General features: G+C 31.4%; 15 protein-coding genes. 14 read left to right on the plus strand and 1 reads right to left on the minus strand.

The features are described from left to right. Positions 1-5 precede the first annotated feature (5 nt). The 10 genes from QI155_RS03720 (at position 6) to QI155_RS11050 (ending at position 6547) form a co-directional block, all read left to right on the plus strand. The gene (locus QI155_RS03720; protein WP_068861163.1) at positions 6-191 is read left to right on the plus strand and encodes a hypothetical protein; all 186 of its coding nucleotides are present in this window, start codon (positions 6-8) and stop codon (positions 189-191) included. A 147-nt stretch (positions 192-338) separates the two neighbouring features. After that, positions 339-503 (plus strand): hypothetical protein, encoded by a 165-nt coding sequence (locus QI155_RS03725; RefSeq protein ID WP_159426690.1) that lies wholly within the window; start codon positions 339-341, stop codon positions 501-503. 167 nt (positions 504-670) lie between these two features. Beyond that, complete coding sequence (locus QI155_RS03730; protein ID WP_348650816.1) at positions 671-1072, plus strand: DDE-type integrase/transposase/recombinase; 402 nt, start codon at positions 671-673, stop codon at positions 1070-1072. A 175-nt stretch (positions 1073-1247) separates the two neighbouring features. Then, a complete protein-coding gene (locus QI155_RS03735; RefSeq protein WP_281321132.1) occupies positions 1248-2318 on the plus strand; it encodes an O-antigen polymerase in 1071 nt (356 codons plus the stop codon). 217 nt (positions 2319-2535) lie between these two features. Further along, entirely contained in the window at positions 2536-3759 is a 1224-nt protein-coding gene (locus QI155_RS03740) for a glycosyltransferase (protein WP_068861160.1), read from the plus strand. Between the two features lie 12 nt (positions 3760-3771). Beyond that, positions 3772-4881 carry a glycosyltransferase gene (locus QI155_RS03745; protein ID WP_068861159.1) on the plus strand — a complete coding sequence of 370 codons (1110 nt, stop codon included), beginning with the start codon at positions 3772-3774 and terminating at the stop codon, positions 4879-4881. A 53-nt stretch (positions 4882-4934) separates the two neighbouring features. After that, complete coding sequence (locus QI155_RS03750; protein WP_068861158.1) at positions 4935-5186, plus strand: sugar phosphate nucleotidyltransferase; 252 nt, start codon at positions 4935-4937, stop codon at positions 5184-5186. Between the two features lie 34 nt (positions 5187-5220). Continuing rightward, positions 5221-5499, plus strand: a complete 279-nt coding sequence (locus QI155_RS03755) for a sugar phosphate nucleotidyltransferase (RefSeq protein WP_068861157.1) — start codon at positions 5221-5223, stop codon at positions 5497-5499. A 548-nt stretch (positions 5500-6047) separates the two neighbouring features. Further along, on the plus strand, positions 6048-6269 hold the full coding sequence (locus QI155_RS03760) for a type II toxin-antitoxin system HicB family antitoxin (RefSeq protein ID WP_068861156.1): 222 nt from the start codon (positions 6048-6050) through the stop codon (positions 6267-6269). 56 nt (positions 6270-6325) lie between these two features. Next, positions 6326-6547, plus strand: a complete 222-nt coding sequence (locus tag QI155_RS11050; RefSeq protein WP_348650817.1) for a type II toxin-antitoxin system HicA family toxin — start codon at positions 6326-6328, stop codon at positions 6545-6547. A 214-nt stretch (positions 6548-6761) separates the two neighbouring features. On the opposite strand, the gene QI155_RS03765 is transcribed toward QI155_RS11050, so the two are convergent. Continuing rightward, the gene (locus tag QI155_RS03765) at positions 6762-7841 is read right to left on the minus strand and encodes a glycosyltransferase (protein WP_281321133.1); all 1080 of its coding nucleotides are present in this window, start codon (positions 7839-7841) and stop codon (positions 6762-6764) included. Positions 7842-8587: 746 nt separating this feature from the next. On the opposite strand from QI155_RS03765, the gene rfbA reads away from it, so the two are divergent. The 4 genes from rfbA to QI155_RS03785 all read left to right on the plus strand — a co-directional run bounded on the left by rfbA (position 8588) and on the right by QI155_RS03785 (position 11179). After that, the gene (gene rfbA / locus QI155_RS03770) at positions 8588-9463 is read left to right on the plus strand and encodes a glucose-1-phosphate thymidylyltransferase RfbA (protein WP_068861154.1); all 876 of its coding nucleotides are present in this window, start codon (positions 8588-8590) and stop codon (positions 9461-9463) included. A gap of 8 nt (positions 9464-9471) precedes the next feature. Continuing rightward, positions 9472-10029, plus strand: a complete 558-nt coding sequence (rfbC, locus tag QI155_RS03775; protein ID WP_068861153.1) for a dTDP-4-dehydrorhamnose 3,5-epimerase — start codon at positions 9472-9474, stop codon at positions 10027-10029. A 305-nt stretch (positions 10030-10334) separates the two neighbouring features. Next, positions 10335-10772 (plus strand): nucleotidyltransferase domain-containing protein, encoded by a 438-nt coding sequence (locus QI155_RS03780; RefSeq protein WP_281321134.1) that lies wholly within the window; start codon positions 10335-10337, stop codon positions 10770-10772. Next, positions 10769-11179 carry a HEPN domain-containing protein gene (locus QI155_RS03785; RefSeq protein WP_068861151.1) on the plus strand — a complete coding sequence of 137 codons (411 nt, stop codon included), beginning with the start codon at positions 10769-10771 and terminating at the stop codon, positions 11177-11179. Before QI155_RS03780 ends, QI155_RS03785 begins: the two co-directional genes overlap by 4 nt. The last annotated feature ends 283 nt before the right edge of the window (positions 11180-11462 follow it).

Below are 11462 nucleotides of genomic sequence, written 5' to 3' on the forward strand. Positions count from 1 at the left end.
CTAAAATGTACATACAAAAAATAAAATCATTAGAAAGAAAACTACTCAAAACAATTAAAGAAAACGATGATTTAATCTCTAAACACTCAGAAATATTATTTAGACTCACAGTCGTTGAATTTGCCCTTAAAAACTCTGTAAGACTTGCAGTAGAAGTTTACAAAGTCTCTAAATCTAACATCTACAGATAGATTAAAAAATACAAACAATCTAACAAAGATATACTATCTCTAAAAAATAACTACAAACCAAAAAAAGAACTAAACTACCAAAACTATCTAAAATCACAAATAAACATACCAAAAATATCAGCTTCTACAATTGGAAAGATAATAAAGATGCTAAAAGAAGAAAATAGACTACAAAACGATTATTCAAAACCAAAGATAACTATAAATGGAAGAACAGGCAACTTAATAGATAGGAAAAAGAAAATAAACAAGAAAAAGAGATTTAAAGATAAAAAATCTCTTAAACCCCCTTTTGGGGTTACAGGAGAGTAACAGCTTGGTTAAGGCACAGGGAAGGATTTTTAATAAATCACAAGACTGTAAGGAAAATCATGAAGGAAAATGAATTACTAGCAACACAAACAGTACATAAGGCAAAAAGAAAAGTTAGCCAGAGAAAACCGAAAGCTGTTAGACCGAAACAGATCTGGGGAATAGATATGACGAAATTTATCATACTCTCAATTGGTTGGGTATATCTTGTAGTAGTGCTTGACTGGTATACGAAGAAAATAGTAGGCTGGAATTTATCTTTAAGGAGCAGGAGTTTGGAGTGGCGTGAAGCTATGGATTTAGCCATCCAGAGAGAGTTTCCAGAGGGAGTAAGGGGTAATGAATTAAAACTTGTGAGTGACAATGGCAGTCAGCCAACTTCAACATCCTTCATGAGGGATATGTCATTGTTTGGAATTGAACAGATATTTACCTCTTATGATAATCCCAAAGGCAATGCAGATACAGAAAGGGTAATGCGGACAATCAAAGAGGAACTGATATGGCTCAATGAGTTTGGAAGCATTGAAGAAGCCAGAGGAAAGTATAAGGAATTGGATAATAAATGATTACAACAGGTTTTATGTTCACAGTAGTTTGGGATATTTATCTCCTGAAGAATTTGAGTTAAAATACTACATTGAAAGGGAAAGAAATATTGCATAGACCTCTACAAATTGAAACACTAAAAAGTGTCCACAAAATTGGGGTGCAGTACAGTAAATTATATATTGAGTTGAAATTATGGAAGAAAAATTATTATATCTAATTTCATGGATAATTTTATTTTGTTCTATTTTAATAATATTTATAAAATATGGTATTAAGGAAAATTTGTTTTCCCCTCTAAATATATTTGTTTTTTTTCAAATACTTCCTTTAATTTTCCACATTCTACCTCTCTTTTCCAAAGAATTGTATATTTCATTTCAAGCAAGCTATTTAGCAGGATATTTAGATTATTTCGATTTCTACTATCATCAAAGTTTGAATTTTATAGGATATGCTTTTTTTAATATTATGCTATTTATTTTTTTGGTGTTTTTTAAATATTCTAACTTGAAATTTAGTAATAATTACTTTTTTAGACTGAACAAGCTTGAAATTCTTTCGCTTTGTATTTTTCTTACACTTTATTTACTTTTTATTTTAAAAGATTTTGACATTTCCGAATTTAATAAAAATGTTTTACAACTAAGATATAACTTGGAGCATGGGTATGTTGTTTTATTAAAAAAATTTGCAGATATCTTTCTTGTATCTTTTTTAGTATATTTGTTTTCCTTTAAAGGAAAACGAAATATTTTTTTAACATTTATATTTATTTATATTCTGGTGGTTTGGATTTTGTATGGGATAATGACAGGTACAAGAGGATTTTTAATTTCCTCTATATTTTTTATATTATTTATTAAATATAATTTCTTAACTGCAGGCCACCTTATAAGAAGATTTTCCAAAGGATATATACGTGAATATGTATTAGTGGGAGTAATAATACTTATTATTTTCACCTTCTACTATTATTATAGTGTAATAATCAGAAGTTATCAGGGACATTTTTTATCTGTTTTATCTCAACGTTTTGATTATATTGCTGGAAGCTGTATTACTATAGCAAAATTAGGCCCGAGCATCCATTTAGAATATATAATTTTTCCATTAATTTCTTACATACCTAGGGATTTATTCCCAAGTAAGCCATACTCAGTTACTGCTACTATAACATATGAAATTTTTGGATTTGATGAATCATGGTCTGTTGCGTTTGGGGTTGTTGGTGAGAGTCTGTATGTTCTACCTGTTTATGGTTAATGATCACAGCATTAATTGCTTCTTTGTCATTATTATGGTATAAAAGAGTGATAAAAAATGGAATAAGAAATATTTATGTTTTGGCACTTATTCTAGTATTACATTTTTATCCTTCTAGTATAGTAACTGGAGGTGTCTTGAATCCCTATACAGGTGATATTATATATATTGGAATTTTATTAAGCATTCTAAGTTATATCAAAGAGAGGTGATTAAAATGAAGATTCTTTTTATTTTATCTCAAACACCATATCCCTGGTGGTTTTACGGGAGAACTAGTTATTATTTTACACTCATTTCACTTCGCAAGTACGCTGATGTTCATGTGTCTTTCCCTACATTAAGTATAAGTAAAGAAGATTTAGAGCACTTGAATGAAATAGGATTAAATGTATACCCCTATATATTAGATACAAGAGATAAGTACCATAAAATTCTTTTAAACTTTTTTGAAGCAGAACCTTTTAAAATCAGAAAATATTGGGACATAAGGTATAAAGATTTTATTGTTGAACTAACCAAGAAATTAAGTCCAGATATTATACAGATACATACTCCGCATATGGCACCATACGGAATCGAGCTTAAAAAAAACTTTCCAAATATACCAATAATAATAAGAATTCATGACATCGTTTCAGAACAGATTAAAACTTATTTTCAAGTTAATAATAATCCAATAGCAAGAATCATTGCCAGTTGGCAACTCAAAAAAACTGAAAGTTTTGAAGTCAAGGTTTGGAGTTTTTTTGAGAAGACGATTTTCTTTACAAAAACGGATATGAAAAAAGCCATATCAATATCTTTGAATTATGGTATTAGTCCAGAAAATAGATTCATGTGTATAATGGATGGAGTTGACATTAAAGAAAATTTATATCTTAAATCTGTGGATAAAGAAAATTCTATTAGTCTGGCTGCGAGTGGTCAGATTCAAAATGTTTTATCTTTAAGACGGTTTTTAGATGAAGTTTGGTTCAAGATATATAAAAATACCAGTTTTGTTTTAAATATTTATGGTAAGGTTTGTCAATTTTTTAAAAGAGATGAAAAAATTTTAAATGAGAAAAAGGTATATTTAAAAGGTTTTATTGAGGACAGAAGCAAGTTAGACTTTGAGCTAGCTAAAAGCAAAATTTTCTTATCCTATACAGTAGTTGGAAGTGGATACAGGACCAAAATATTTGATGCTGGCGCAATAGGTATGCCAGTTATATGTAATTCTTTTGACTTCGAACCCCTTTCGGAATATCTGCAACCAGGGAAACACATTTTAGTAGCAGATAGTAAGGAAGATTTTTTAAAGATTTTAAGGGATATTGAAGAAGGATTTATCTCATTAGAAGAAATTTCTAAAAACTTTCATTTAAAGTTAAAAGAACAATTCAGTTGGCAAGTAACTGCTGAACAGTTTATAAATCTATATAATCAATTAAAATAGGAAATTATGCACATGAAAGTATTACACCTTGGTAAATTTTGTCCATCAAAAGAGGGGGGCATAGAAATTTTTTCATTCGATTTGCTTGAAGCCCTAAACTCTAAAGGAATTAAAGCTGACCTGATTTGTTTTTATAATTACACAGGAGAATCATCTTATAACGGATTTAAATTTATTCCCTGTAAGACTAACCTTATACTAAATTCTGCTCCATTATCTTATGATTATGTAAAAAAATTTAAACAATTAGCAAAAAATTACGATATAATTCATGTTCATGCTCCTAATCCATTGGCAGAAATTTTATCTTTGACTACCGATATTAAAACAATCATACACTGGCACTCAGACATTGTTAAACAGAAAATACTCTATCAATTTTATAGACCAATACAAAGAAAAGTGTTAGAAAGAGCAACGAAAATTATAGCTACATCGTCACAATATTTAGAAACATCTAAACAACTAAAAGATTTTAAAAATAAAACTACTGTAATTCCATTGGGTTTAAATTTTAAAAGACTTGAAATTAATCCAGATAATACAGCTGAATTTAGAAGATTAAATTTAGAAATTAACAATAAAAAGATAGTGCTCTCAATAGGAAGGCTTGTTGAATACAAAGGCTTTGAACATTTGATAGAAGCATCAAGGTTCTTAAAGGATGATGTTTTAGTTTTAATAGTAGGGGGTGGTCCTTTATTTAATGATTTAAAAGAGAAGATAAGTAAATTAGGTTTGAACCACAAAGTTAAATTGCTTGGTAGAGTTGATGATGTATCTATTTTTTTAAAAAACTGTGATTTATTCTGTTTGCCATCGATAAGTAGAAACGAGGCTTTTGGTCTTGTTTTAGTTGAGGCATTGTACTTTGGAAAACCTTTGGTTACAACAAATGTATTTGGTTCTGGAATGAGCTATGTTAATAGACATAATGAAACAGGTTTGGTTGTTCCTCCAAGTGACCCTAAATCCTTAGCAGAAGCAATAAACAAAATTCTTTCAGACAAAGGGCTGTATAGTAGATTTCAAAAAAACGCATTAGAGAGATTAAAGGAATTTGATATAAATGCAATTACAGATAGAATGATTGAAATTTACAAAGAGCTATTAAAATGTTAATACGTTCTGTTAAAGTTTATTAAAAATGAGATATAAAATTACAGGAGGTAAAGATGAAAGCAATAATTCTTGCTGGAGGAAGCGGTACAAGATTATTCACATTGTCAAGAAAAAACCTACCAAAACAATTTCTCAAAATAGCAGATGAAAAGTCTCTCTTTCAAAAAACTTTAGAAAGGTTAACAAAGATAGTAAACAGCCTTAGAGATATAGTAGTTGTATCTAACAAAGACTATATTTTTCCCATAAAAAAACCAATTGAAAGAAATAAATATATCAGAGAAAGATGTAAACATTATAAATAAGCCTGTTGGATAAAACACTGCACCAGCAATAGCTTTGGCAGTTAAATACCTAACTGATACCCAAAACACACCCACAAACGAAACAATTTTCGTAACACCATCTGACTATATAATAGAACCGTCAGATGAGTTTGTACAATACATAAAAAAATCAGCAACCTTGGCTAATAAAGGATACATAGTAACCTTTGGAATAAAACCCACAAAACCAGAAACAAGATATGGTTACGTTGAAGCAGGAGAACCTCTTGACATAGGAAACAAAGTTATAAAATTCTATGAAAAACCGAGGCTTCTCTTTAAAATTGTCTAAATCATTATAAAACAACCTCATTAATTTTTTCTATTTCAAGTTTCAATATAAAGCTCTGCTTTAATTCATATGAGGCTCCTGCTAATTTGCTGTTTGGTTTTTCCATCCATTCATCATGCAAATTTGATAGCTGAATAAAAAGATTCCTCTCTAACATATTAATTGTATGTCTTTACAAATTCTACCAAATCATTGAAATAATTTAATCCTTCATCATAACTTTCTATCTCTAGAATATTAAGCTTGAGATTACCAAAGCTGAGTGCGAGATTTCTTCTGTAAAATCCATTACAACTTGAAGAAGTTGTTTCAATATAAAACTGTATTTCTTTAAGAATAAAGTAGTTTAGGAGTTTTTGGATCAGATAAGTTAAAGAGAAGAAATTGAATTAAAATATCACATTGAAAGAAAAAAATGTTTCATAGACCTTTACAAATTAAAACCCTAAAAAGTGTCCACAAAAATGGGGTGCAGTACATTTTATAATCTGTGATGATGGTATAATAAGAGAGAAAAGGTAGTACAAGATAAGAGGAGGTATTTTAAAATGTCTACTCGAAAAGAGATAATTTTTATCTTGGAAGAGGATATCGAAGGCGGATATACTGCCCATGCTCTTGAGTTTCCTATATTCACTCAAGGTGAGACATTGGAAGAGGTAAAAAGAAATATCAAAGATGCCCTGAGATGTCACTTTGATGAAGAAGATGATATTCCAAAGGTAATAAGGCTGCATATGGTAAAAGAGGAAGTTTTCAGCTATGCCTAAAATACCGAGAGACATCTCAGGAAGGGAACTGGCTAATCTTCTAAAAAAATTTGGATATGGAGATAACACGAAAGACAGGAAGTCATATACGGCTTACAAGCTTCATTAAAAATGAACCTCATCACATCACTATTCCAGATCATACACCTTTAAAGATAGGAACATTGAGCCAGATTTTAAAAGATATTGCGAATTATTTAAAAATAAACAAAGATGATCTTGTAAAGAAACTTTTTGAGAAGTTATGGTTTTGTAATTACCGCTTATTTTTTAGATAAGGAATCTAAAGGAGAAATAATGAGGTAGTCATGCGCTTTGCAATTCTCTCAAGAGAGGCAGATAGTGAGGAAATCTAAAATAGATCAAACAACCATAGATGAAATTGTAAGGCGGATAGTCAACACGGCAATGCCTAATAAGATTATCCTTTTTGGTTCCTATATTTATGGGTTGTCAAGATGAAAGCGATATCAAAAAAAGGGTAAAAAATGGTCATTTAGATTTGTCTAACCTTTCTAAAATCCTCACAGGTAATGCCATGAAAATCGGCGTTCTAAACCTGATTATCCTAAAATAAATCCATGTGTAAAAAATTGCGAAGAGGGCGCTGAATATCATCAAAAGGTAAGTATTATCCCAGAAAAGCACTGCAGGAATTGTGCAAAGAATTTGCATAAACCATAAATATGGTGAAGTAAGAGAGTTAAGTAAAAAAGCAGGAAGTTTATTAACAAGATGCGATTTTATCAATCTTCTATAAATTAGTGTATGAAAATGAATCGAATCTGGCTCAAAAGGAGAGTATGACTTTAAAAATTTTCTCCTTGCAATTGAAAATAAAGTCTCATAAATAGGATAGATTAAAAGAAGAAAGGGAAACCATGCAGAAACTTGTTGATTTCTTTCAACAAGCAGAACTCCTGTAAGACCTGCAAGAAAGCCTAAAAGATATGCTCCACCATCTCCAAGAAAAATATATCCAAATGGAAAATTCCAGAAGAAAAAACCAATCAAGGCTCCAACTATTGTGAGACTTGTATAAAGCAAGAAATAATCTCCCACCAAGTAGGAAACATAAGAGTATGCTAAGAAAACCATGATAGAGACACCACAAGCAAGCCCATTAAATCCATCTATAATGTTTAATGCATTTGAAACTCCTGCCAAAGCAAAAGATGTAAAGATAATGGAAAACAATAAAAAATTAGAAAGTATCCAGTCAAAACCCGGTATGTCAACTCTATTAAGATGGGTATCTAAAAGAAAGTAAGCAAGAAGTCCAGAAACTATCCCTCCAATAAGTCTTTGCTTTGGTCCTACTTTTTTAGTTAAATCCTCTAAAAATCCTCCCACAAAAACAGGTAAAGTGGATAGGATAAAGTAAAAGTGTAAAGAAGTAAAATCTTTTTTACCAATAAAGAAAGCTCCAGAAGTAGCAAATAGAGATAAAATTATGGATAATCCTCCAATTCTTATCGCATTCCATTGATGGAATTTTTGAACTCCTTCGTTGCAGTCAAGACAAGCCTCGTTAGCATTTTTGATAAGAAAATAACAAGCCAAAAAAGCCATTAAAAAAGCCACCAAAAGATAAAGCATAAAAAAGTATATTAAAAGGGTAATGAAAAATTCAAATAATTTGCTTTAATTTGCTGATAAAAAATTCTGATTTTGTCATTCCTGATTATTTGGTCATTCTGAGGGAGCGTAAGCGACCGAAGAATCCTCTCCTTTTTCCCCATATCCAACGAATAATGAGAGATTCCTCGGAGTATTGAACTCCTCGGAATGACAATTTCCTTCGGCTTTGCCTCAGGGTGACAATAAAAGAGTCATTCTGAACGAAGCGATAGCGTAGTGAAGAATCCCCTCCGAATGCTGTCATTCTGAGGGCTTTAGCCCGAAGAATCTTATTCTTTTTTATGAGACCCTTCGGCTTTGCCTCAGGGTGACAAGAGGAGGGAAAAAAGGAATGAGACCCTTCGTCCCTCAGGGCGACAAAAAGAGGTATTATTGTGAGCATATTTCCCGAGCATAGAGAGGTAGAACTCTTCCTTGCAGGGTGACAAAAAGAGGTATCATTGTGAGTATATTTCCCTGTCATTCTGAGCCGAAGGCGAAGAATCTCCTCCTTTTCCCATAATCGGGCTGAATTCCTCCTGCTTCGCCTCAGAACAACATCTCTGGACATCGAGCTCCTCGGAATAACATATAAGCGAAAATTCAATTTTTTCTATCTGAAAATTCAGGATTTATTGCTTTTTCAGCATTTTTGATAGTAAAATTTTAAAATTCAATCTAAAAAATGAGGTTTTATTATGAAAACAGTCATTTTAGCAGGAGGCTCTGGAACAAGGCTTTATCCTACAACACAGGTTGTAAATAAGCATCTTCTTCCAATTTACAATAAACCAATGATTTATTATCCCTTAAGTCTTGTTATGCTCGCAGGAATAAGGGATATTGTTATGGTTGTAAATCCTGAAGATTTAGATAGTTTTAAAAAGCTTCTTCAGGATGGCTCTCACTTAGGAATTTCAATAAGCTATGTTATACAAAATAAACCAAAGGGCCTTGCACATGGGCTTATGGTGACAGAATCAGTTGTTCAGGAAGACAGTGTATGTTTAGTTCTTGGGGATAATTTATTTTTTGGACATGGACTTCCAGAGATTCTTAAAGAAGTCAAAAAAGATGTTGAAAAAAACAAAGGAGCATACATATTTGGATACTGTGTCCCAGACCCTCAAAGATTTGGTATAGCAGAGTTTGATTCACAGGGAAATGTAATCTCTATTAAGGAAAAGCCAAAGAATCCAAAAAGTAATTATGCTGTTGTTGGGCTTTATTTTTATGATAAAACGGTATTTGAAAAGACAAAGAAAATTAAACCATCTCACAGAGGTGAATATGAAATAACCTCTGTAAATGAAGAGTATTTAAAAGAAGGCAATCTCAGAATAAAACTTCTTGGAAGAGGTTTTGCATGGTTTGATACAGGAACTCATGACAGTTTTCTTGAGGCTGGTGAGTTTGTTGCAACAATAGAGAAGAAAACAGGGCTTATGATAGGATGTATTGAGGAGATAGCTTACAGAAATGGCTGGATTGACAGAGAAGTCCTTTTAAGGCTTGCAAAACCATTAAGTAAAACTGATTATGGCAGGTATCTGATAAAATTAGCTGATGAGTAATTAATTCCATGACCTTTGAATTTATAAAGCTTGATATTCCAGATGTAATTCTTATAGAACCTAAGATTTTTCAGGATGAACGAGGATTTTTTATGGAGACTTATAAGGCATCATATTTTATAGAAGCTGGAATAAACTATACTTTTGTGCAGGATAATCACTCAAAATCTAAAAAAGGAGTTCTACGAGGACTACACTACCAACTAAATCCAAAGGCACAGGGAAAGCTTGTAAGATGTATAAAAGGCAAAATTTGGGATGTTGCAGTGGACATAAGAAAAGGTTCTCCTTGGTATGGTAAATGGGTAGGAGTGGAGCTGAGTGAGGAGAATAAATACATGCTCTGGATTCCACCGGGGTTTGCTCACGGATTTGTTGCATTAGAGGATTCTGAAATAATCTATAAATGCACAGAAGAATATGACCCTGCCCTTGATCGAGGAATAATTTGGAATGACCCTGAAGTTAATATTACCTGGACTGCTGTAGCCCCTATTTTATCTCCGAAGGATTCGAAACTTCCAATGTTAAAGGATGCTGAAATAAATTTTTATTACAAGAGTTAAAAATGATTGTCACCCATTACATTAAGGCTTTGTCATCTTTTCTTGTCACCCTGAGGCAAAGCCGAAGGGTCTCTTCTTTTTAATAGGATGAGATTATTCGGTTGCTTACGCTCCCTCAGAATGACAACATTCGGAAGGGATTCTTCACCTTTGGCTCAGAATGACCCTCAAATTGTCACTCTTAGGCGAAGCCGAATTTTATTTTACATTTTGCTGTAATTCAAATTTATTGTATGATGTGGTAATGCAGACCTTTTACCTTGACGGATTATTAAAAAGCTTGATAAGATAAGGCTAAGAAAATAATGAAAACTTATTTTTACATAAAGTTAACGAATAAATTGTCAGAGCTTATTGAGAAGATAAAGGTTTTATACAAAGAAAATCTTATAGCAATTGTGCTTTTTGGCTCAGCAGCCCGAGGAGATTTTTCTCAATCCTCTGATATTGATTTACTCTTAATTTTAAAAGACTCAATTGAAAGTAAAAGACAGAGAATTTTAGATTTCTATGAAAAAGTTGGGTATGAGTTTGAAAATTACTTTCTTTCACCTATAATTTTAACGCAAAAAGAATTAAGCGAATATTTTCCTTTTTGCGTTGGAATTTTAAAAGACCATAAAGTCCTTTATGATGATGAAAACATAGTAGGAGAACTAATTAAAATGATTGATAAAAAAAAACAAAACAAAGAAATTATTGAAAAAGAATTTAAAGGTATGACTTACTGGATAATAAAATGAATAAAAATAGACTTGTGAAAGACTATATTTTTAGAGCTGAAAAGAGAATCAAAATGCTTGAATTTTTGAAAAATGAAGAAGCTTATGCAGATGTAGTAAGAGAATCTCAAGAAGTTGTAGAGCTTTTGTTAAAAGGTCTAATGATTGCTTTCGGGCTTGATGTTCCAAAAGTTCATGATGTAACAAAGTATATTGAACAAAATATAGAAATTTTTCCAGAAATAGTAAAAGGGAATATAGAAAAATTAAAAACTATTTCAAAAACTCTAAGAAAAGAAAGAGAACTCTCTTTTTATGGACTGATAGATTGGATTCCTTCAGAAGAGTACACTCTTGAAGATGCTGATAAGGCAATCAATTGGGCAAAAGAAGTATTTCATATTGTTACAAATGCTTTAGACTTTTAAAATATATTTATCCTGAGTTTATCAACTTAGGGTCAAATTTTGGCAAATTGCACTTGTAAACCCTTGATTTTACTTGATTCAGTTTTTTATTTTTAATTTTTGTTGTATAACTTTTTTTGATTTTTATCTAATTTTATATTGACTTTTATCCTTATTATTCTGTATAATTATTCCATGTTCCTAAAAATTGTACGTTCAGCTCAAAACATTGATTATGTTTATGTTGTAGAAGGATACAGAGATAGTTCTGGAAGAATCAAACACAAGTATCTATTCAGTCTTG

The organism is Thermodesulfovibrio sp. 1176 (genome assembly GCF_029946585.1).
Taxonomy (GTDB): domain Bacteria; phylum Nitrospirota; class Thermodesulfovibrionia; order Thermodesulfovibrionales; family Thermodesulfovibrionaceae; genus Thermodesulfovibrio.

Bases quoted from the DNA above. Each gene is read 5' to 3' on its own strand.
- QI155_RS03780 (WP_281321134.1), top strand. From the start codon at position 10,335: ATGAAAACTTATTTTTACATAAAGTTAACGAATAAATTGTCAGAGCTT.
- QI155_RS03760 (WP_068861156.1), top strand. From the start codon at position 6,048: ATGTCTACTCGAAAAGAGATAATTTTTATCTTGGAAGAGGATATCGAA.
- QI155_RS03765 (WP_281321133.1), bottom strand. From the start codon at position 7,841: ATGGCTTTTTTGGCTTGTTATTTTCTTATCAAAAATGCTAACGAGGCT.
- QI155_RS03730 (WP_348650816.1), top strand. From the start codon at position 671: ATGACGAAATTTATCATACTCTCAATTGGTTGGGTATATCTTGTAGTA.
- QI155_RS03745 (WP_068861159.1), top strand. From the start codon at position 3,772: ATGAAAGTATTACACCTTGGTAAATTTTGTCCATCAAAAGAGGGGGGC.
- QI155_RS03785 (WP_068861151.1), top strand. From the start codon at position 10,769: ATGAATAAAAATAGACTTGTGAAAGACTATATTTTTAGAGCTGAAAAG.
- QI155_RS03735 (WP_281321132.1), top strand. From the start codon at position 1,248: ATGGAAGAAAAATTATTATATCTAATTTCATGGATAATTTTATTTTGT.
- QI155_RS03725 (WP_159426690.1), top strand. From the start codon at position 339: ATGCTAAAAGAAGAAAATAGACTACAAAACGATTATTCAAAACCAAAG.
- QI155_RS11050 (WP_348650817.1), top strand. From the start codon at position 6,326: ATGGAGATAACACGAAAGACAGGAAGTCATATACGGCTTACAAGCTTC.
- QI155_RS03720 (WP_068861163.1), top strand. From the start codon at position 6: ATGTACATACAAAAAATAAAATCATTAGAAAGAAAACTACTCAAAACA.
- QI155_RS03750 (WP_068861158.1), top strand. From the start codon at position 4,935: ATGAAAGCAATAATTCTTGCTGGAGGAAGCGGTACAAGATTATTCACA.
- QI155_RS03740 (WP_068861160.1), top strand. From the start codon at position 2,536: ATGAAGATTCTTTTTATTTTATCTCAAACACCATATCCCTGGTGGTTT.
- rfbC (WP_068861153.1), top strand. From the start codon at position 9,472: ATGACCTTTGAATTTATAAAGCTTGATATTCCAGATGTAATTCTTATA.
- rfbA (WP_068861154.1), top strand. From the start codon at position 8,588: ATGAAAACAGTCATTTTAGCAGGAGGCTCTGGAACAAGGCTTTATCCT.